General features: G+C 41.7%; 18 protein-coding genes and 1 pseudogene. 12 read left to right on the top strand and 7 right to left on the bottom strand.

Translation table 11 applies throughout. From position 1 onward, the window contains the following. Nucleotides 1-126: 126 nt before the first annotated feature. Complete coding sequence (locus tag AB1K80_RS16340) at nucleotides 127-2,166, bottom strand: penicillin-binding transpeptidase domain-containing protein (protein WP_412857928.1); 2,040 nt, start codon at nucleotides 2,164-2,166, stop codon at nucleotides 127-129. A 225-nt stretch (nucleotides 2,167-2,391) separates the two neighbouring features. Further along, nucleotides 2,392-2,736, bottom strand: a complete 345-nt coding sequence (gene gerPC, locus AB1K80_RS16335) for a spore germination protein GerPC (protein WP_412857927.1) — start codon at nucleotides 2,734-2,736, stop codon at nucleotides 2,392-2,394. An 82-nt stretch (nucleotides 2,737-2,818) separates the two neighbouring features. On the opposite strand from gerPC, the gene AB1K80_RS16330 reads away from it, so the two are divergent. Next, a complete protein-coding gene (locus tag AB1K80_RS16330) occupies nucleotides 2,819-3,046 on the top strand; it encodes a hypothetical protein (RefSeq protein ID WP_412857925.1) in 228 nt (75 codons plus the stop codon). Here AB1K80_RS16330 and AB1K80_RS16325 read toward each other — a convergent pair. Next, a complete protein-coding gene (locus AB1K80_RS16325; RefSeq protein WP_412857924.1) occupies nucleotides 3,021-3,506 on the bottom strand; it encodes an Hsp20/alpha crystallin family protein in 486 nt (161 codons plus the stop codon). The two genes, AB1K80_RS16330 and AB1K80_RS16325, sit on opposite strands and share 26 nt — an antisense overlap. 66 nt (nucleotides 3,507-3,572) lie before the next feature. Between AB1K80_RS16325 and AB1K80_RS16320 the strand changes: the two genes are divergently transcribed. Together AB1K80_RS16320 and AB1K80_RS16315 are read left to right on the top strand one after the other, a co-directional pair. After that, complete coding sequence (locus tag AB1K80_RS16320; protein ID WP_412857922.1) at nucleotides 3,573-3,830, top strand: hypothetical protein; 258 nt, start codon at nucleotides 3,573-3,575, stop codon at nucleotides 3,828-3,830. Nucleotides 3,831-3,836: 6 nt separating this feature from the next. Continuing rightward, nucleotides 3,837-4,070 carry a hypothetical protein gene (locus AB1K80_RS16315; protein WP_412857944.1) on the top strand — a complete coding sequence of 78 codons (234 nt, stop codon included), beginning with the start codon at nucleotides 3,837-3,839 and terminating at the stop codon, nucleotides 4,068-4,070. 36 nt (nucleotides 4,071-4,106) lie between these two features. Here the strand turns inward: AB1K80_RS16315 and AB1K80_RS16310 are convergent, their stop codons facing one another. Next, nucleotides 4,107-5,498, bottom strand: a complete 1,392-nt coding sequence (locus AB1K80_RS16310; protein WP_412857921.1) for an amino acid permease — start codon at nucleotides 5,496-5,498, stop codon at nucleotides 4,107-4,109. 179 nt (nucleotides 5,499-5,677) lie between these two features. Further along, complete coding sequence (locus AB1K80_RS16305; protein WP_412857919.1) at nucleotides 5,678-6,751, bottom strand: glycosyltransferase; 1,074 nt, start codon at nucleotides 6,749-6,751, stop codon at nucleotides 5,678-5,680. Between the two features lie 134 nt (nucleotides 6,752-6,885). On the opposite strand from AB1K80_RS16305, the gene AB1K80_RS16300 reads away from it, so the two are divergent. Then, nucleotides 6,886-8,772, top strand: a complete 1,887-nt coding sequence (locus tag AB1K80_RS16300; RefSeq protein ID WP_412857918.1) for an ABC-F family ATP-binding cassette domain-containing protein — start codon at nucleotides 6,886-6,888, stop codon at nucleotides 8,770-8,772. A gap of 45 nt (nucleotides 8,773-8,817) precedes the next feature. Here the strand turns inward: AB1K80_RS16300 and AB1K80_RS16295 are convergent, their stop codons facing one another. After that, a complete protein-coding gene (locus tag AB1K80_RS16295) occupies nucleotides 8,818-10,371 on the bottom strand; it encodes an ABC-F family ATP-binding cassette domain-containing protein (RefSeq protein WP_412857916.1) in 1,554 nt (517 codons plus the stop codon). 152 nt (nucleotides 10,372-10,523) lie between these two features. Between AB1K80_RS16295 and AB1K80_RS16290 the strand changes: the two genes are divergently transcribed. Next, nucleotides 10,524-11,663 carry a DEAD/DEAH box helicase gene (locus tag AB1K80_RS16290; RefSeq protein WP_412857914.1) on the top strand — a complete coding sequence of 380 codons (1,140 nt, stop codon included), beginning with the start codon at nucleotides 10,524-10,526 and terminating at the stop codon, nucleotides 11,661-11,663. Nucleotides 11,664-11,710: 47 nt separating this feature from the next. Here the strand turns inward: AB1K80_RS16290 and AB1K80_RS16285 are convergent, their stop codons facing one another. Continuing rightward, nucleotides 11,711-12,715 carry an NADP-dependent oxidoreductase gene (locus AB1K80_RS16285; protein WP_412857913.1) on the bottom strand — a complete coding sequence of 335 codons (1,005 nt, stop codon included), beginning with the start codon at nucleotides 12,713-12,715 and terminating at the stop codon, nucleotides 11,711-11,713. Nucleotides 12,716-12,908: 193 nt separating this feature from the next. On the opposite strand from AB1K80_RS16285, the gene AB1K80_RS16280 reads away from it, so the two are divergent. The 7 genes and pseudogenes from AB1K80_RS16280 to AB1K80_RS16250 all read left to right on the top strand — a co-directional run. Continuing rightward, nucleotides 12,909-13,256, top strand: a complete 348-nt coding sequence (locus tag AB1K80_RS16280) for a general stress protein (protein WP_412857911.1) — start codon at nucleotides 12,909-12,911, stop codon at nucleotides 13,254-13,256. Nucleotides 13,257-14,140: 884 nt separating this feature from the next. Then, nucleotides 14,141-14,797, top strand: coding sequence for a class I SAM-dependent methyltransferase (locus AB1K80_RS16275; RefSeq protein ID WP_412857909.1), 657 nt, complete (start codon nucleotides 14,141-14,143; stop codon nucleotides 14,795-14,797). Nucleotides 14,798-15,384: 587 nt separating this feature from the next. Next, on the top strand, nucleotides 15,385-16,110 hold the full coding sequence (locus tag AB1K80_RS16270) for a GTP cyclohydrolase II (protein WP_412857908.1): 726 nt from the start codon (nucleotides 15,385-15,387) through the stop codon (nucleotides 16,108-16,110). Nucleotides 16,111-16,141: 31 nt separating this feature from the next. Next, the gene (locus AB1K80_RS16265; RefSeq protein WP_412857906.1) at nucleotides 16,142-16,924 is read left to right on the top strand and encodes a formylglycine-generating enzyme family protein; all 783 of its coding nucleotides are present in this window, start codon (nucleotides 16,142-16,144) and stop codon (nucleotides 16,922-16,924) included. A gap of 23 nt (nucleotides 16,925-16,947) precedes the next feature. Beyond that, entirely contained in the window at nucleotides 16,948-18,705 is a 1,758-nt protein-coding gene (locus tag AB1K80_RS16260) for a WD40 repeat domain-containing protein (protein WP_412857905.1), read from the top strand. Between the two features lie 285 nt (nucleotides 18,706-18,990). Continuing rightward, nucleotides 18,991-20,076, top strand: a complete 1,086-nt coding sequence (ribD, locus tag AB1K80_RS16255) for a bifunctional diaminohydroxyphosphoribosylaminopyrimidine deaminase/5-amino-6-(5-phosphoribosylamino)uracil reductase RibD (RefSeq protein ID WP_412857904.1) — start codon at nucleotides 18,991-18,993, stop codon at nucleotides 20,074-20,076. A gap of 94 nt (nucleotides 20,077-20,170) precedes the next feature. Then, nucleotides 20,171-20,844: pseudogene (locus tag AB1K80_RS16250) on the top strand (collagen-like repeat preface domain-containing protein); the annotation flags it as partial.

Below are 20,844 nucleotides of genomic sequence, written 5' to 3'. Positions count from 1 at the left end.
AATTAACGGATATGTTTATGTAGTATCCTCATTTTATTCATAAGGTGAACATTGAAGCAATAGCCAATTGTCATGATTTAGAAAAAAAGACACAGCGCTTCATTGAAAGCGTGTGTCTCTGCATGATTATTCGTAGAAGGAAGAGATGATCGGTTTCATTTTTTGAATGACAAGCCCACTGCCACCGCGATCTTTTACCCCTTCAATCATTCCGACAAGGAGGTAATTTTCCTTTTTGGCATCATAGGCAAGTAAAAATCCATTTTCAGTCCCGTCTGTTGCACCTTGCTTGCTTTTCAGCTCTGCCGTTCCAGTTTTAGCGGCAATATTGGCTCCTTTGATTTGTAAGGAATGAGCTGTCCCGTCTGGATTGGTGACGACTTCTGTAAGTGCATCTGTCACAGTGTTTGCCGTATCCTCTTTCATGATTCGTTTTGGTGCTGTCGTTTTTTCATCTTGAATCACGCGAGGATAGACCAATTTCCCGCCAGTTGCAAAAGGAGAAAAGGCATGTACTTGCTGGATCGGTGACATCAGTAATTCCCCTTGGCCATATGCCGAGTCAGCGAGTAAGATGTCAGAATGGATGCCGTCATTTGATACTTGTGATGGTTTCATTGTAAATGGCATGTTTAGATCTTCTCCAAATCCAAAGGTTTTCACTTTTTCCTCGTACGTTTCTTTTCCAATGTCTAGCGCTTCCTGTCCGAAATAAATATTATCTGAATGCACAAGGGCATCGACCATATTGACTTGTTTCTTTTCATGAACCCGTGTGATGCGATAATTTCCCCAAGATTGATCTTTTTGCCACCTTAATCCGTTAATCGTTCTCACTTTATCCGGTTTGGTGACACCTGTTTCAAGTCCGATGGCAGCCGTGATGGTTTTGAATGTCGATCCTGGTGCATAGCGGCTTGCATATCGAGCTTGGAACGGAAGGTCTGGGTTTTCACTATAAGCTTGGTATTCCTTTGGTGTGATGCCATTTGTCATGAGGTTGACATCATACGAAGGGGCACTCACTAATGCTAATAAATCACCTGATGAAGGATTCATCAGGGTGACAGACCCTTTTTCGTCTTTCAGCTGTTCATAGGCTTTTTTCTGAAGTGATGCATCAATGGTTAACTTGATTGATTGTCCGTCTTTTCGATCTGTTTTTTGCAAAGTTTCTTCAATGCCAGTCTCATCGTGGACGATGATAATACTTCCACCATCTTGACCGCGTAGTTTTTTGTCAAAGGTAAATTCAAGTCCAGTTTTGCCGATGATTTGATCAGCCTTTAATGCTGGATTTCTTTTGATATCATCTGCATTTGCTTTACCAACATAGCCAGTTAAGTGTGCAGCAGCTTCATTATATGGGTAGTAGCGCATTTCTTTTGATTGATAGGTGACGCCACGAATGTCTTTTGGAATGTCCATTTGCTTGATCATCGACTTTAGTGGTACAAACGTGTCATCTGTGACCCATGCTTGTTTCAGCTGTGTTTGAATGAATTCTTCGTCGATATCAAAGGCTTTGCTGATTTTTTTGATATTGCTCTCTTTTGCTTTGCCTGTTCCGAGCTTACCAGGAATGACGCCAAGCGCGTGACCGTCGGTTGTTTCTGCTAACAAGCGTCCTTTTCTGTCCTCAATATTGCCCCGAACCGCAGCATCTGTTTTGACTTTGATCGTATCTCCTTTTTCCATTTGTGGAAAGATGAGATTTGGTTTCCAGTTGACTTTCCATTTGTCACTTTCTTCAGAGAGAACACCGCTGTAAGACAACTTGTTCAGTTTTCCGAGAGACGTTTTCATTGTGACATCATAGGAAAATTCATAGCCATTGCCTTTGTCCTGTTTTTCCACATTCAGATTGGAAACTTTCAGGTCGTAGGCACCGATGCCACTGAAGATATTGTCGTATTTCTCTGCTAGCTGTTCTTTGGAGAAATCATTGGCTTTTAGTGAGGCACTTGTGACTTCATCAGAAAGCTTCGTAAAGTCTTGCTTCTCGATTTGTTTTGTAAACGACTGGGCTGCCTGCAAAGCCTCTTTTTCTTTTGAGAATAGAGTATCTTTTAGGAAAAAGAAAGCAGCGGCGATCACAATGATGCTAAGAAGAGGTATGATGACCCTTTTCTGCTTGAAGAGTGATTTTTTTTGACCTGTATACAATGAAAACACCTCAATTTTTGAATGATCCTCTTTATTTTACAGGTATCGCTCGTGATTTGTATAGTTTCTCCTATGAAAATAGCCTAAGGTTTTATGGAATCGTATTTCACCATAATGGCATTTTTGGTGCGATTCTACTATTTTCATCTCAGCTGAAAATGGAGAGAGAATACGAGGAATCGCAGGAGTTGACACAGTTGGCAGGGGCCTAAAAAGTGAAGTGAATTAAGAAGAGGAAGGTTTTGATCTGATTGACACTGTTGGTGATTCCTTTGGTTTTGGAGTGGGTTGATCCTTTTTTCTAAAGCTTGTTTCTTTTGGCGTATAGTAGGTCGCCCCAATATTGAGTCTGCCTTCAAGCTGATCAATCGAAAGCTCGCCAAGTTCTATGTGGTATTCAATTTTGTCCACATGGAGTCTTTCAATATGAATGTGGGTATCCTTCGAGGCTGATGAAGCCATGTTTTGTTCAAGAGCGGTCAATCTTTTTTCGAGCTCGACGACAGATGGGGAAGCAGCAGGTTCCATTTTTTTAAAGATTGATTGAATGAAATGTTTCAATGTGACCACACCTTTTCTTGCGCTTTGCTCTAGTCTATGGAAAAGCTATCGGATATATACTTATAGGGATGACGGGAAAGGGGAGAAGTGTATGTTGCCGACAAGGATTCACATTGCCCATATGAAGACGAACACAATTGGCACAGGGTCCTCAATGACTTTCGGTTCGACAGTGATGCGAAATCATTGCTGTACCATGAAAAGAAATAATGGCTTTGGTGAACAAAATGCGGATGGTGTGATCACGATCTTGCCAATTGAAACGATTGATGATCGTGATCAAATAGATGCAATCAGTATGAATATTCGTCATCTATGATAATCGCAGTTGCCTTTCCTTCATCCTTTTGCAGGCGAATGTAAAGCACGCCGTCTTTAAACGCTGCATTCATTTTGCCAAGCATGATATCTGGGAGCCTAATCTTCTTTTCGAATGGACCATAAATCCCTTGCTTTTGGCGAAAATCTTGGTCATGAAATAAGGAAAAGCGTTGTCCTTTGATGACCAAATATTCACCATATGATAACACCTGAACATCTTCCTTCCGGTAGCCAGGTAAATAGATTAAGTATTGGAATTCTGAAGGAGTTTCCACAATGTCGATTGCGGGAAACGATGAATCTGTTCCACGCTGATCTTGCTGCGTGAATGTAAATGGGGACGTGCCATTTGCCATAAAGGGGGATCTTTGCTCATCGTCAAAAATCATTTTCCAAAAGTCATCTCCGTGCATTTGTTGGGCAATATCCATCCACTGCTTCATTTTTTCGAAGTCCATGTGAAGACCTCCTGTTTAACATACTTGATGGGTGCTCGCATATACCTATAAAAAGGAGGTTTATCTGTGGTTCAACCAACTCCGTATATCAATATTAATATTTTCATGTTGAAAATTAATTCCTTTGAAAATGCGTCGGCGGTGAATGTCGGACAAAATTTGTTAGCAGAGTGGCAAAACTCAGATAAAAAAAATCAGGGCTACGGACAGAATTTTGGAGATGCCAGCGGTTTTGTCGGGACAAAAAGCCATGTAGATGATCGAGATCAAATGGACTCACCTGCCTCTTTTTCACCAACAGCTAAACCCATTCAAAGGAAGTGACGTGTGATGTTATTCTCACCTTCTGTCGTCAATGTCGGTGCTTTTAAGATTAATACAATGGATCGAGGCTCTTCACTCACGCTAGGTCCTTATCAGCAAGTGGATTATTTCCTGTCGATGAAATTAAACCAAGGGTTTGGTGAGGACAACGGAGATTGTTCACCGCTAGTCATTCCGATTTCTAGCGTGTTAGATCCAGATATGGTGGATTCGAATTCAGTTAAAAACAGTGTGATTTAAACAAAAAAAGAGACCGGGATTTCCCGTGTCTCTTTTCTAATGGGTTTGATTGAGATGACTTTTTCGTCTTGCATAGGTGAAGTAGACAATGATCCCAATGCACATCCAAATCAGAAAGGCGATCTTTATGGTTTCATCTAGTGCGCTTGCCAATCTGATACAAATGATGGCACTGATAATTGGCAGAACAGGGACGAAAGGCACTTTAAAGGATGCTTTCATATTCGGATGTTTTTTCCGTAAGACAATGACAGCAATGGAGATGACTGTAAAGGCAACAAGTGTACCCATGCTGACTAAATTCGCGAGAGTGGATAAATTCACAAACCCTACAATACATGCTGCAATAAAACCTGTGAGCCAAGTGTTTGCAACTGGTGTTTTGGATTTTGGCTGAACTTTTGAGAAAATCTTTGGCATGAGGCCATCACGGCTCATGGCAAAGGTTAAACGAACCTGTGCGTAGACCAAAGCAAATAAAACGGTTGTAATCCCAATAATGGCACCAGCTGATATGATCCCTGCTACACTGTTGAGACCAACGACTTGAAGAGCAAAGGCAACAGGGTCACTCACGTTCAGTTTTGTATAGTGCACCATACCTGTTAAGACAAATGAAACACCGATGTATAAAATCGTACAGACAGCGAGAGCTCCGATAATCCCAATGGGCATTGCCTTTTGCGGATTTTTGACTTCTTCTGATGCATTTGCAATGGCATCAAATCCAAGGTAAGCAAAAAACACAGTGGCAGCCCCTGCAATGACACCCTCAAATCCCATTGGCATAAAAGGGGTCCAGTTTTCAGGTTTTACATATGCGAAGCCTGAAATGATAAATAGAAGAACAATGGCAATCTTGATGAGAACAATGACGTTATTGAGTTTGGTGCTCTCTTTTACACCTCTTGATGCGATAAAGGTAATAAGCAAGATAATGAGTGCGCCTGGGAGATTGAAGACGGCTCCATCGGCGGCACCAGGTGCTGCTGATAATGCCTCCGGAATATGCAGACCGAATCCACTAAGCAGTGATTGAAAATAGGACGACCATCCGCTAGCCACTGCTGAGAGCGCCACGACATATTCGAGCATGAGAGCCCATCCCATTAAAAAGGCAATGAATTCACCAAGTGTGGCGTAAGAATACGTATACACACTTCCCGATACAGGAATGGATGATGAGAATTCCGCATAGCAAAACGCGGCAAGGGCGCATGCGATCGCAGCCAAGATAAAAGATATAATAATCGCAGGTCCTGCATCCTTTGCTGCAGCAACCCCTGTAATGACAAAAATGCCAGTCCCGACCACACAGCCAATGCCAAGCAAGATTAAATCAAACGTATTTAATGAGCGACTAAGCCGCTTCGTTTGACTTTCAAGCATGAGCTGGTCAAGAGACTTTTTTCGAAATAAAGAACTCATGTTGACCTCCTAAATGGATAAAACTTTTCATAAGACGAATGTTAGTATATGCGTAAATAACGATTTAGTCAATTGGTTGAAAAACGCTTTAAATCACTAAAGTATTAAACATCTATTAAGTATCCGTACGCAAATTGAAGCATCCGCCAGTATACGCCAGGCGGATGTGTTCACAAGGTTCAGGTTTGTTCAGAAAATATTTTTTCGTTGTATAAGACGCTTGGATGGGTCGGATAATGTTTTGAAGAGGCGAGATGATGTTCTTTTGCCTGATCGAGATCTCCGAGCTGATAATAGCAATAGCAAAGCTGGAGATGTGGATACCATGTTTTATATTGCGTAAGCGTAAAGGCCGTTTCAATTTCAGGTGCTGTCAGGGCTTGCTTATACCAATAGATAGCGGCTTGATGTTTGTTTTGCACTTTTAAATGATCCCCGATCCGGCAGCAAAATTCTGGACGTGGTTGATCATATAGGAAAGAACGTAACAATGAGGAGAGAGCGGCTTCCTCGAAACCGACCGCATAATAGCAATCAGCTAAATATTGGCACGCGCGAATTTCATCCTCAATCCAGCATTGTTTTGTGGCTAAAAATTGATGATAAAACCGAATGGCTTTGACATGCTGACCATTATCCCTTAGTTCATTGGCAAAGTAAAAGAGATCCCGCGGCGTCATGTCTTCTCCTTTTTCAAGCATATCTTCATAAATGCGAAGATTACGTCCAGGCTCACTAGCTGTTGTTTTCTTTCTTTTTTGATGGGTAATGGCGATATCAGCCGGCAAGATGTTTCCGTAGACTTGTAGAAACTCATGAACGGCGCCGTACCACTGGAAATTTAAGGCCCTTTTAACAAGTCGATTTCGTCTATATTTAAAATTCACCTGTCCGTCTTCATCAAAACCAACGTGATAAAACATCGATACGGCATCTACTGCTGGATCAAGTGTTTCTTTGAGTTGCCTCAGTTTTTGGCGGTCATCTTCGAGAAGGACATCATCTGCATCCAGCCATAAGATATATTCTTTTGTTGCATGTGAAAAAGCGAAGTTACGTGCCTTGGCAAAGTGCTGTACCCATTCAAAATCAAGCACATGTGCAGTAAATGATTTGGCGATTTCTTTTGTGCGGTCTGTTGATCCTGTATCAACGATGATCATTTCATCTACAATGTCTTGAACAGAAGAAAGGCAGTCGCTTAACACCTCCTCTTCATTTTTGACAATCATACATAAGCTAATCGTTATCATCTGTAGATCACCTCTTCATAGTGTATCGAGCATCAAAAGGAAACATTCTTTTTTCACCGAGGGTTTTTTAAAACTAGTTTTCTTGTACAGGCTGATTTAGAATAAAGGAAGAATCTATGTAAGGGCTGATAAAAATGAGTTTATTGAATGTTGAAGGATTATATAAAACATATGGCGAAAAAACGCTGTTTGACCATATCTCTTTTCATATAGAACCAAAAGAACGGATTGGATTAATTGGACCAAATGGGACAGGGAAATCGACGCTTTTGAAGGTCATTGCAGGACTTGAATCATTCGAGGAAGGCGATATCACAAAAGCAGGTACCCTTGAGATCGAATTTCTGGAGCAAGATCCTGACATGAGTGGAGATGAAACGATTCTCGAGTATATTTTCTCTGGGTCGGCGCCAATGATTCAAACGATGAGGGCTTATGAACAAGCACTGGCTGATCTAGAGCAAGATCCGGAAAGTAAAGGCAAGCAAGAGGCGCTCATGCGTATGCAAAATCGAATGGATCAAGAGAATGCATGGGATGCGAACCTTTCGGCTAAAACAATTTTGACAAAGCTTGGTGTCAAAGATGTGAATCGATCGGTTCATGCTTTATCTGGTGGACAGAAAAAACGCGTGGCCATTGCCAAGAATTTAATACAGCCTGCGGGGTTGTTGATCTTAGATGAGCCGACCAACCACCTGGACAATGCGACCATTGAGTGGCTCGAAGGATACTTAAGTCAGTACACAGGTGCGGTCATTCTTGTGACGCATGATCGCTATTTCTTAAACCGGGTAGCCAATCGAATTTATGAATTAAATCAAGGAAAGCTATACACGTATAAAGGCAATTATGAAGTGTTTTTAGAAAAAAGAGCAGAACGAGAAGCAGAGGCGCAAGTAAAAGAAACGAAGCGTCAAAATCTGCTTAGACGAGAGCTTGCTTGGCTGCAACGAGGAGCAAAAGCAAGAACAACAAAGCAAAAGGCACGCATCGGCAGAGTAGAGGAGCTAAAGGATCAAAAGGGACCTGAGGCAAAAGGGGAGCTTGATTTTTCAATTGGTTCACACCGTCTTGGAAAACAAGTGATTGAAGCTGAAGACATCACGATTTCAATGGCTGGTCAGACACTTGTTGATCGGTTTACAGACTTGATTGTGCCGGGCGATCGCATTGGGTTGATTGGACCGAACGGCGTAGGGAAGACCACCTTGCTCAATTGTTTAGCCGGAAAAATAGAACCGACAATTGGCGATTTGATCATTGGACAAACGGTTCGTATCGGCTATTATACGCAGGATCATCATGAAATGAATGAAGAGTTGACCATCATTGATTACATCAAAGAAACAGCGGAAATTGTCAAAACATCTGATGGTGCCATCGTGACCGCAGAACAAATGCTAGAGCGATTTTTATTTCCAAGATCGATGCAGCGGACGTTTATTCGTAAGCTGTCAGGCGGAGAGCGTCGTAGACTGTATTTATTGAAGGTTCTTATGGAAGAGCCAAATGTTCTCTTTTTAGATGAGCCAACGAACGACCTAGATACTGAAACGCTTAGTATTTTAGAAGATTATTTAGAACAGTTCCCTGGCGTTGTCATCACGGTGTCACATGATCGCTATTTCTTAGACAGAGTGGTCAATCGCTTGCTTGTCTTTGAAGGAAATGGCCGCATTTCTCATTTCCAAGGCGCTTATAGCGATTACATGGAGCAAGAAAAAGAGCAGAAGAGAACAGAGACAAGGCCTGCTGATAAACAGGTGGAAGCGGCTCCTAAGAAAAGAAAAAAACTGTCTTATAAAGACCAGCTTGAATGGGATGGGATTGAAGACCGTATTCAGACATTAGAGGAAAAGCATCAGGCGCTTGAAGCGAGTATCGCCGAAGCAGGCAGTGATTTTGGAAAAATCCAAGAGCTGATGGACAAGCAAACAGCCATCGCCGAAGAATTAGAACAAGCGATGGATCGCTGGACCGAGCTGTCACTGATGATTGAGGAATTAGAAAAGGAATGAAACAAAGGCTTATATCTGTTCAACAGATATAAGCCTTTTTGGTTGTTATAGCACTTTTGTCGTCCAAGATTCACAATTCCATGTCTCGGTCGCGACATCTTGATAAAATTCAGGTTCGTGAGAGATGAGTAACACGCTTCCTTTATATTCTTTTAGCGCGCGCTTTAATTCTTCTTTCGCATCGACATCTAAATGGTTTGTCGGCTCATCGAGTACGAGGAGATTCGTTTCTGCGTTGATGAGTTTGCAAAGACGGACCTTTGCCTTCTCGCCTCCACTTAAAACAGACACGCGACTTTCGATATGCTTTGTCGTTAATCCGCATTTTGCAAGGGCAGCTCTTACTTCATATTGTGTGTAAGAAGGGAAGGTGCTCCACACTTCTTCAATACATGTATTCGTGTTTTGCTCTTTTACCTCTTGCTCAAAGTAGCCAATGTGCAAGAATTCTCCACGCTCCACCTCACCAGAAATCGGAGTAATTTCACCTAAAAGGCTTCGTAACAAGGTGGTTTTTCCAATACCGTTCGCTCCGTATAAGGCAATTTTTTGTCCTCGTTCCATCTTCAGGTTCAATGGACGTGAGAGCGGTTCGTCATAACCGATCACGAGATCCTTTGTTTCAAAAATCAATTTCCCAGAAGTACGTGCCGGCTTGAAATTGAATTCTGGCTTTGGCTTTTCAGCCGCCAATTCAATCATGTCCATTTTATCTAGTTTCTTTTGACGAGACATCGCCATATTTCTTGTACTGACACGTGCTTTGTTTCGTGCCACAAAGTCTTTTAATTCCGCCACTTCTTGCTGTTGCCTTTTATAGGCGGCTTCTAGCTGCTGTTTTTTGACTTCATAGACATGTTTGAATTGATCGTAATCACCAACATAGCGCGTCAATTCTTGATTTTCAACATGATAAATCAAGTTAATGACACTATTTAAAAATGGAATATCATGCGAAATCAGGATAAACGCATTTTCATACTCTTGTAAATAACGCTTGAGCCATTCAATATGCTGTTCATCTAAATAGTTGGTTGGCTCATCGAGAAGCAAAATTTCTGGTTTCTCTAATAGTAACTTGGCGAGAAGCACTTTTGTCCGTTGTCCGCCGCTAAGCTCCGTTACATCACGGTCTAAGCCTAGATCAGTTAAGCCAAGACCTCTCGCTACTTCTTCCACCTTTGAATCAATGATATAGAAGTCATTGTTCGTCAGTGAATCTTGGATGACGCCGACTTCCTCTAACAACTTCTCCAATTCATCAGGATCAGCCTCACCCATTTTGCCATAGATGTCGTTCATCGTTTCTTCCATAGCAAATAAATAATGAAATGCATCTTGAAGCACCTCACGGATGGTTCTTCCCTTTTCCAATACCGTATGTTGATCAAGATAGCCGACACGCACATTTTTTGCCCATTCGACTTTTCCAGTATCGGGTTCAAGCTTGCCCGTAATAATATTCATAAACGTTGACTTTCCTTCACCGTTGGCGCCAATTAAACCGACATGCTCGCCTTTTAATAAACGGAAGGAGACTTCGTGGAAAATGGCTCTGTCACCAAAACCATGACTTAAATCTTTCACAGATAATATCATATTTTACACCTCAAATAGATTCAAAACGGCTAGTGCCTCTCATGATTATATCGAACTGACCGGCTTGATAAAAGGTTCAAAAGAAAAATTGCGTTTCAAAGCTGATTTTGAGATACTTAAGGATAGATTCAATGAGGATAAAGGAGATCGCCATGACGGAAACTTGGGCATTTTTTAAAGAAGCAAAGCCATTCATTCACGAGAATGTAAAGGCGGCCGGCTTCGAAAAACCAACAGCTATACAAGAAAAAACAGCAGAATGGATTATGGAAAAACGTGATGTGATTGCAGAATCGCCAACTGGTACGGGGAAGACACTGGCATATGTTCTGCCGTTATTAAATAAAATCGATGTAACGACCAAACATCCGCAAGTATTAATCTTGGCCCCTTCAAGAGAGCTTGTGATGCAAATTTTTGATGTTGTGCAAGAGTTCAAACAAGGGTCAGACATCAAAGCCGTGTCACTAATTGGTGGAGCGAATATCAAAAAACAGCAAGAAAAACTAAAGAAACAACATCCGCACATTGTGGTGGCAACACCGGGACGTGTACAAGAATTAATCAAAATCAAAAAACTCAAAATGCACGAAATCAAAACGATCGTATTAGATGAAGCAGATCAGCTTCTTGTGCCAGAGCATATCAAAACCATTCAAGCGATTATTAAATCAACATTAAAAGAAAGACAGATTCTTTGTTTTTCTGCTACGCTAAAAGAAGAAACAATCCAGCTGATCAAAGACATCGCAGCTCAGCCAGAGGTGCTGAAAATTGGCAGAAGTCATGAGGAAGCGCAAAAGGTAGGGCATTATTACCTGTTATGTGATCAGCGTGACAAAGTCAAATTACTGCAAAAATTATCACGCCTTGAGGACATGCAAGCACTCGTCTTTGTTCGTGACATTACCAATTTAAGCATTTATGCAGAGAAATTAGCTTATCATCATGTAGATGTTGGCGTGCTTCATAGTGAAGCAAAAAAAGCAGAGCGTGCCGTGATTTTAAAAGCATTTGAACAACGGGAATTCCCGCTCCTGCTTGCAACAGATATTGCAGCGAGAGGCATTGACATTCAAGATTTGCCATATGTCATTCATGCCGATATGCCGAATGAAGAAGGCTATATCCACCGTTCAGGCAGAACAGGACGTGCAGGTAAAGAGGGGGCTGTCATCAGCCTTGTGACACATCAAGAACAGACGATGCTGAAAAAAATGGCGAAAAGGCTGAATGTGTCGCTTGAGGAAATTGTGTATAAGCAAGGACAGTTACAGCTAGCGCAACACTAGGCATCAACCACAAAAAAAGGACCCACCAAACGGTAGGGTCCTTTTTGTTATGAAATCTTCACAAGCTGTTTTCCGACATTCTCACCTTTAAATAGCCCAAGGAATGCGTCGGGAATTTGTTCAAAGCCTTCGACGATGGTTTCTTTGTAGGTCAGTTTTTCTTCTTTCACCCACTGTGCTAAATCTTTGGCTGCTTCTTCAAAGCGATCTGCATAGTTGGACACAATGAAGCCTTGCATCAATGCGCTTGTTTTAATGAGCTTTAATTGTACACGAGGACCGATGTCTTCAGTTGGACTCAAGTTATAAGAAGAAATCGCGCCACAAACAGGAATGCGTGCAAAACGATTCAAATGATTCATCACTGCATCAGAGATTTCGCCGCCTACGTTATCAAAATACACATCGACACCATTCGGACAGGCTTTTGCAATGTCTTCATTTAAATCATTGGTCGTTTTATAGTTAATGGTTTCATCAAAGCCTAACTCTTTTAAATAAGTGAGTTTCTCATCAGATCCGGCAATTCCAACAACATGTGCGCCTTTGATTTTAGCGATTTGTCCGACAACTGATCCAACGGCACCCGCTGCTCCAGAAATGACAACTGTCTCGCCTTCTTTTGGTTGACCAATGGCGAGAAGTCCAAAATAGGCAGTTTGTCCAGGCATGCCTAAAATGCCTAAGTAATAGGATAATGGCGCAATAGAGGGATCAATTTTTGTTAGATTCTCCGCTTTTGCAGTGGAGTATTGTTGCCAGCCAAGAAATCCAAGAACAAAATCACCTTTTTCAAATTGTGGAGAGTGTGATTCCACTACTTCTCCGACAACCCCACCTTGAATGACTTCATTCAACTGAAATGGGGGTGTATAAGATTTTGTATCCTGCATTCTCCCTCTCATATAAGGGTCGACAGATACATATTTCGTTTGAATTAAGACTTCGCCTTCTTGTGGCACTGGAATATCCACTGTTTCAAAATGAAAAACATCTTTTGTAGGTAACCCTTTTGGACGTTTGACTAATTGAATTTGCTGTTGTTGACTCATGTTAAATCCTCCCTTTCGCTTGCCTATATTTACCTTATCATGATGTTTCTTTTCATTCAAAGCATATGGTTTTCACAAAACACTTTCTCCATTTTCGTAGTGAAGGAATAGTTCCAGTGAATGTGCTGGTGGCATGTTTAATCATAAAAGAGACGGGTAAAAGAATCGTAAGACGTTAAAGGAGGAATATAAAATGAAACCTGTTGTAAGAGAGTATTCAAATGATGAAGCGCTTCAGCGAGACATTGAACAATTAAAGGAACTCGGCGTTGCAAGGGAGGACATTTATGTTCTATCCCATGACGATGATCGAACAGAGCGTATTGCAAGTAACGCAGATGCCAATACGATTGGGCCAATGGAAGTTGGTCTCAAACATGCAGTAGGGAATATCTTTAGTAAAAAAGGCGACGAACTCCGCAATAAAATTCACGAAATGGGCTTCACTAAAGAAGAAGCAGAAACGTTTGAAGAACATTTAGACGAAGGGAAAGTTCTTCTATTTGTAACAGACCATGAAAAAGTGACAACCTGGGCATAATGACAACCTGAAAAAGCCTCTTACTTTTGTAAGGGGCTTTTTTTCGTGTGAACATGTTGGGCGCATCAACACCTTCTATTTAACCATATTAAGTAAAAATGTAAAAATTGGAATAAGTGTCTGTTTTTCTAATTGAAAATGTAGAAATATCAAAGTATGTGGTGATTAAAACAAAAATATTAGGTCATATATCACAAATGACCATTCGGGAAATAATTCTAGTATCTTTGCTTTTACCGTGTAAATAAATAAAAATTTTATGAAAATTAGTAGATAAATTTCTTAGTTCGATTGGTTTAAGTGGTCTTTTTATGAAGAAATATGCATTTTGAGGTCAAAAAACCACGAAAAATACCTGTATTTTCAATTAGGAAATTCATTCTAATGTTTAGGAAATAATTTGTTGACAAAATAATTTAAAAACAATATATTTGGCTTAATCAGCACAATATGGAATTAGTTGTTAAAAATAGATAAGCTCAATTGAAGCATTTGTGCTGATAAATGGCATGGAAACGACAACAAACCAGCGATTATAGCAAAAGACATGAAGAAGGATCTACTAGAATCAGAAACATGAACCTGTATTTTACAAACTATTTATTTGAATCATCGTCCAAGCCAAGCGTTTCAGACTAGCTGATAAGGAGGTGAATCGAGATGGAAAAAGCGTTCAACAAGCTGAGGTGCAGGAAGATTTGAAGCTTTTCTAGTGGAATGAAGTTGGAAAAGCATCGCAAACATGTAGATTGCCCGTTCCATTTTCAGAAAAAACAGACTTATCAAAAAATAAAAATGTGTTTTTAAACCTTCAAAGGAAGACATGGGGGAGAGACAGACCCCATGACCACGTTATAGTGAACCTGATATAGGGAGGTCCCGTGATGAAAAAGGCTTTGTACCATGAAGACAGTGTGCTGTATTTAGAAAAAATGCGTATGGCATTTCAACAACACTATGAACAAAAAACAGATATGTGGTCTACTGATTCGTCATTAATAGATGCAGCGGTGATGTCACTAAAAGCATGGCAATCAAGAGGAAAAGGGGCACTTGCTTCTGTACTAGATATTGGGTGCGGGAATGGCCGAGTACTCGAGCATTTAAAGGGAATCTCGATGTATACCGGCATTGATCTTTATGAGCATGAGGAATGGGAAGGGCTAAAGGGAAAACAAAGCATTCCCGTCCATTTCTACAACAAAGATTTTATGTCATGGTCAGTTGATCAAGGACGAGACATGACGTTTGATTTCATCTTAGATCATGGATGCTTTCACCATCAACATCCGGATGATCACGAGCGCTATTTGAAGCAGGTATCCTCTTTGCTACATGAAGGGGGCGTCTTTTCACTTGTTGTATGGGGAGAGGAATGGAAAACAGGTTTAATCGGTGAAGATGGCCGCTTTCACTTTTCATTCTCCGATTCACAACTTGGAGAAAAAATATGCACATCAGGACTTGAGCTTGTCTCAATTGCACCGTTACAAGCAAAGGCGGGCATTAGCCAGCATCATGTCATTGCCGTCAAAATCTAGTACAAAGGAGGATAAACGCGACGTTTGATGTGATGGTTCTTGATGCAGATCCAAGCGTTTAAGTGCTGCGATCTATCTAGGGGAAAAGGGAATATTGTTTGATCACAGTGATCGCAGACATGGCACTATGTGACCAATGACGATGGAGCTTATGCATGGAAGAGCCAGAGCTTCTAGTAAAAGGTGGAAGGTGACTTGAAGCTAACGGAAGTGTTCTTTTGAAAGAGAGCGTTATGCCATTCAAGAATCAAAGAGTGGTGTCATGGCTTTAATAGAGAATACAGCGTATGAAGCTCGATTTCTGCTCCTTTGTACTGGACAAGGACCAGGTTGAAAAGTAGCCAGATTTTCTGGGGATCAATTCGGTTCAAATCAAGAGCCAATGATAAAAGAAAGCGGTTTCAGATGTCCATGAAGCGGATCTATTTGGACAGGCATTTCCTCCTAACCAAGCTTACAGCTGGACACGATACCCAAGCTGTACTCAATCTCATAGGTGAGATAGAGGGAGTGCGTACACATTTTCATCACTCCATCACTGTGCCGTCAGAGAGGAATGGGGTGCAGTGATGAATAGGGGGAGACAAATGAACAAGTTTGTAGCTGAATTACAATCAATGATTCACCGATTTACATTTCACGAAAAAGACTATTTGCTTGTGGGACCAGTCAACTTGCCGATCTCTATTCAACATGAAGAAGTCCAGTTCAAGTGGTATGCATTTTCAGCCGTTGACCAAGAGACGGAGCCGACCATTGAGTCCATTGTAAACATGAGTATCATGCAGCAAACCTTTTCTTCTTGTCTTGTATACGGCGACTTTGAAAATGAAGTACCTCCATTGGTGCGAATTCACAGTGTTTGTCAAACAGGAGATGTGTTTGGATCGCTGAAATGTGATTGCGGGCCACAGCTTGCATTATCGCTGAAGAAAATCACCGATTACGGAAAAGGCATGCTCGTTTACATGGCCAATCAAGAGGGGCGCTCTATCGGTTTGATGGCGAAAGCATTCACGTATAAATTACAAGAAATGAAGCTCGATACGTTTGAAGCAAATCGTTTGATCGGTTGTGGGGATGATGATCGACATTACGAGGAAGCGGCGGCGGTCTTGCAATATTTAAACAAAGGGAACCCGTTGCATCTGTTGACAAACAACCCGGATAAAGTCGATTCAATTGCTGCATATGGACTTCCTGTCATGCGGTTCGATCATACGGTGGAAGCATCTGAATATAACGAGGCCTATCTGAAGGCAAAGGCAGCCTCTGGACACATGGTTGATGAGAAAAAATTAATAAATCAGTAGTTGAGTTTACTTGAAAAGGCGGGAGAAAAACGTGAAACCTGATATCAATTGGATTCAAATCCCAGGTGGTTATGCAACGATCGGAAGCAATGAAGAAGATATGAAAAAGGCATCAGAATATTGGAAGAACAAATTGCTCAATCCAGCCTATGGCCGTGAGAAGAAATTTCAAAAATGGCTGTACAAAGAATTTCCTTCATACCAACCGTATATCAATGAATTCTTTATTTCAGACACAGTAGTGACCAATGAATGGTATCAAAGCTATTGCGATGAGACGGGTCAATCCTATCCAGAGAGCTTAACGGACACCTCGCTTGGAGGAGGACAAGATCATCCGGCTTGGGGCATGGAGATTGAGGAGGCTTTTTCATTCTGTGAGTGGTTAAGCGGAAAGCTTGGATACGAGGTTTCGATTCCGACTGAGGAAGAATGGGAATATGCCGCTCGTGGGAACACGAGACACCAATATCCGTGGGGAGACGAATTCGATTCATCATATTGTAATACCTATGAATCTCGTATTGATCAAACGACACCTGTACGTCATTTCGAAAAAGGTAGATCCTATTTTGGTCTTTATGATATGGGAGGAAACGTGGAGGAATGGGTTAACACCAAATACCATGTATATGAAGGCGGCATTGAAGTTGTAGATGATTTAACTGAAACGCTAGGCAATGACTATTACATTTTAAAAGGCGGCTCCTTCGCTAGAGGAGGAGATTTGTGCAGAGTTGCAAGAAGACATGGGAAGCATCCAGACCCTGTTTTTCGATTTACTGGTTTTCGTCTCGTTACTCGTAAAAAATAATCAATAAAGGTGGGCGTGTAAAAATGCATAGAGGACCAATCACTTCTGTTTTATCAACTCAGCATGACCAAATTGTTTACACTGGCGGGTATGATCGCTGTATTTACAAGTGGGATCGGACTTCAGGAGAAGGAACACTCATCGGAAGCCACGAGCATATCATTAACTCTTTATCTCTTTCTGAAAATGAAAAGTATCTGGCCAGCGCTTCATCAGACTATACCATTCAGTTATATGATGCGACATCAAATATACACATTCGCACGCTTTATGGACATGCAGATGATGTGGAGGCTGTTGCGTTTGCAAAACAGGATACACTGCTTGTCTCTGTCTCTAGGGATAGAAGATGTTTAGTTTGGGATATTGAAACGGGGGCCATTTTAAGAGAGTTTCATGGACATAGCAAAGACGTCTTGGCAGTTTGGATCCATGGGGATAAAGCCTATACAACAGGTGATGATGGTTACGTCCTAGTATGGCTGTATGAAACAGGTGAAATCGTGGGTGAAATAGGTCCGTTTGATTACGAACTGGACACAATCAGCGGCAGCAATCAAAAGGAAGTTTTTGCTCTTGGTAGAGACGATGGAACGGTCATTATTTACGATGCCATCACTTTACAGGAGAAAAAAGTCATCAAAGCCCATTTACAAGGTGTAAAACGAGTCAACTTTTCTCCGAGTGGCAATTACTTACTGACAGCCGGTTATGATCATTTAATCAAGCTGTGGAATTATGAAACAGGAGACTTGGTTCAAACGCTCCTGCCTCATAAATATCAATGGGAGCGCTCGCTTGTTTGGACGGAGGATGAAACGGCGATTTTAGGCGCCAGCTTCGGAAAAACATATTGTGAGTGGTCAATTGAAGAAGGAAAAGTCATAGAGAATGAGATTGAGATGGCGACACCGTCTATTAATGATATTGCGTTGACGGGTGCGGGTGATATTGTGACTGCATCAGATGACGGGAAATTCAGAAAAAATGGGATTGAAATCGCGCAATCGACCGGTGTTTTGACGAATGGAGTAGCTGTTTCACGAGATGGCAGCTATTACGCTTGGGGAGATCATGCAAGCCAAGTCCATATTGTCCATGAGTCATTGCAGCAAATGGTTTCTTTCGATCTTAACACAGGGCCTGTCAATAGTGTGTATTTCCACGAGGAGGATCGTCAATTTTATATCGGGACGTACGGGGGTTATGTCCACGTCATTTCGACAGAACACTTAAAGGAAATGGGACGGTCTAAAGCGCATGATTGTGCTGTAAAAGCCTTGAAGGTGGATGGAGATTATATCATTACCGCTGCTGTTGAAGGAAGTATTTGTCTCATAGATAAGAAGAGTTTGACATTAAAAGCACAATATATCGGTGCGACGGAACTTTTAAATGATGTGTTTATTGATAGTAAAAGAGATCGGATTGCCATTGTAAGCCGTGATAAAAACGTGAGACTTTTTGATTTACACACAGGACGAATTTTAGCCCAGCACAATGAACACCAATACTCTATTAAATCTGTGACAGTTACTGATTCAGGCTATATTGTCAGCGGAGATTATTGGGGATATATCGTCGTATGGAATCCAGACATCGACTTCAATTCCGGTCCTATTCGAATTGCCCAAAATGGAATTAGTGCGATGAGACAATTAGAAAATGATGTGTATGCAAGTTCGTATGACGGTGGAATCTACCATATCAAAGAAGATGGGACACATACCGAAGTATTACGCCTATTTGATCAATTTCCGAAAGAAGCAATCTCTCATTAAGAAAATGAATTAAAGCGGGGGATTCTCATGATAAGTGTTTGCAAGGAACATATGAAAAAAGGCTTGACTGTTCTCAATTGTCCGCATGTGCTTCTCATTAATAAATATGAATTACGCAAATGCAGTTTCTGTAAACAACGAGCTTCGTATAAACTATTTTATTCCTTGCCTTACTATGATCGGTCTGAAAAGAAACGAATAGAAAAAATATAGCACATGAGAATAGAACTCCTTCACTTCTCCTGAAGGAGTTCTTTCCCTTGAATGATGAGAAAGGAGTTTCAGATGAAAGACGATGTGTTTTATATGAAATTGGCCATTGCGAATGCAAAAGCAATGAAAGGTCAAACATCGCCAAATCCGCTTGTGGGAGCAGTGATCGTAAAACATGGTGACATCGTGGGAATTGGTGCACATTTAAAGGTAGGAGAACCACATGCTGAAATACATGCGCTGCAAATGGCAGGAGAAAAAGCGAAGGGCGCGGATATGTATGTAACCCTTGAACCTTGTACGCACCATGGAAAAACAGGACCTTGCACAGAAGCGATTATAAAGAGCGGTGTGAAACGGGTATTCATTGCGACTCAGGATCCGAATCCACTTGTTGCGGGAAAGGGCATCTCTCTTTTAAAGCAATCAGGAATAGAAGTCGAAGAAGGAATATGTCAACGAGAAGCAGATCGGTTGAATTTACCTTTCTTCCATTCGATTCAAACGGACATGCCTTATGTCACCCTGAAATCGGCTATTTCAATAGATGGAAAAATTGCAACAGCTCATAAAGAAAGCAAATGGATTACCGGAACAGAAGCAAGAGCGGAAGTACAACGTCTACGTCAGGAAGCAGATGCGGTGATCACAGGAGTGGAGACCATTATTCAAGATGATGCAGGATTAATCGTGAAAGATTCATACACGACACAGCCTATCCGTGTCATTTTAGATTCAACATTAAGAATTCCGCTTCATGCAAAATGCTTAACAGATCAAATGGCAGAAACGATTGTTTGTACGTCACAAACATACGATCAAAAAAAATATGATCAACTGATGGAAAAAGGATGTCAGGTTTTTGTGACAAACGGAGCACACCGGACGGATATACGTGAGGTATTAAAAATGCTGAAAGTGCGTTCTGTGATGTCAGTATTAGTAGAGGCCGGAGGGAGTGTCAGTGCATCATTTCTAGAAGCATCTCTTGTCAACGAAGCCGTCGTCTATATGGCACCCATTTTGATTGGGGGAAAGAATGCGCCTTCTTTATTTGAGGGAGAAGGCGTGAAAAAACTAAAAGACGCGATCCATCCTGTTGACATAGAATATAGTATGGTAGGAAAAGACCTAAAAATGACGATGAGATTTCAATAAACAAATGACCTTGTGCATGAAGCGCAAGGTCTATTGAACATGTTGAAATAAAAATAAAAATGTACATACACCTTTTTCCTATGGAGTGAATACGATGGATTGGGGTGATTCTATGAGAAGATGTAAAAAATGTGGAAAGACATATCCAACTCATTCGACTGACCATAACCAAAAAGGTAGCTGGTATGATGCATATAAGGATGAAGGATGGGAATGTGATGGTTGTAAAAAAGGGAAATCAGTAAGACCAGTGAAAAATCCTTGCTGTGGGAAGGATCCATGTGTTTGTGTCGTTCAAGGAGGAAGAGGAAAAAGGGGTCCGGCGGGTCCAGTGGGTCCAGTGGGTCCAGTAGGTCCAGTAGGTCCGGCGGGTCCAGCGGGTCCAGCGGGTCCAACTGGAGTAGGATTAACAGGAATTGTTCCGTTTGATCCAGCGGTGGCTCCAACTTATCCTGTAGGGCAAGTCGTGACATACAATGGCAGTACGTATGTGGTGAATGCAGCGCCGCCAACAGGTACACCGGATTCATCACCAGATTATACATTATTAGCTGTTGCGGGAGAAAGGGGCGCGACCGGACCTATTGGTATAGGAACGACGGGAGCAACCGGCGCCACAGGAGCAACCGGCGTAACCGGCGCGACGGGAGAAACAGGCGCGACAGGTGCCACAGGAACAGGAGCGACCGGTGCAACCGGCGCCACAGGAGCAACCGGCGTAACCGGCGCGACGGGAGAAACAGGCGCGACAGGTGCCACAGGAACAGG

Source organism: Bacillus sp. 179-C3.3 HS, from assembly GCF_047229225.1.
Taxonomy (GTDB): domain Bacteria; phylum Bacillota; class Bacilli; order Bacillales; family Bacillaceae; genus Bacillus.
The sequence above is the reverse complement of the archived record's forward strand: the minus strand, read 5'-3'. Positions and strand labels throughout refer to the sequence as shown.

Coding starts and splice junctions, on each gene's coding strand:
- AB1K80_RS16310 (WP_412857921.1), bottom strand. CDS start 5,498: ATGAGTTCTTTATTTCGAAAAAAGTCTCTTGACCAGCTCATGCTTGAA.
- AB1K80_RS16305 (WP_412857919.1), bottom strand. CDS start 6,751: ATGATAACGATTAGCTTATGTATGATTGTCAAAAATGAAGAGGAGGTG.
- ribD (WP_412857904.1), top strand. CDS start 18,991: ATGAAAGACGATGTGTTTTATATGAAATTGGCCATTGCGAATGCAAAA.
- AB1K80_RS16300 (WP_412857918.1), top strand. CDS start 6,886: ATGAGTTTATTGAATGTTGAAGGATTATATAAAACATATGGCGAAAAA.
- AB1K80_RS16275 (WP_412857909.1), top strand. CDS start 14,141: ATGAAAAAGGCTTTGTACCATGAAGACAGTGTGCTGTATTTAGAAAAA.
- AB1K80_RS16270 (WP_412857908.1), top strand. CDS start 15,385: ATGAACAAGTTTGTAGCTGAATTACAATCAATGATTCACCGATTTACA.
- AB1K80_RS16285 (WP_412857913.1), bottom strand. CDS start 12,715: ATGAGTCAACAACAGCAAATTCAATTAGTCAAACGTCCAAAAGGGTTA.
- AB1K80_RS16295 (WP_412857916.1), bottom strand. CDS start 10,371: ATGATATTATCTGTGAAAGATTTAAGTCATGGTTTTGGTGACAGAGCC.
- AB1K80_RS16290 (WP_412857914.1), top strand. CDS start 10,524: ATGACGGAAACTTGGGCATTTTTTAAAGAAGCAAAGCCATTCATTCAC.
- AB1K80_RS16315 (WP_412857944.1), top strand. CDS start 3,837: ATGTTATTCTCACCTTCTGTCGTCAATGTCGGTGCTTTTAAGATTAAT.
- AB1K80_RS16260 (WP_412857905.1), top strand. CDS start 16,948: ATGCATAGAGGACCAATCACTTCTGTTTTATCAACTCAGCATGACCAA.
- AB1K80_RS16325 (WP_412857924.1), bottom strand. CDS start 3,506: ATGGACTTCGAAAAAATGAAGCAGTGGATGGATATTGCCCAACAAATG.
- AB1K80_RS16280 (WP_412857911.1), top strand. CDS start 12,909: ATGAAACCTGTTGTAAGAGAGTATTCAAATGATGAAGCGCTTCAGCGA.
- AB1K80_RS16330 (WP_412857925.1), top strand. CDS start 2,819: ATGTTGCCGACAAGGATTCACATTGCCCATATGAAGACGAACACAATT.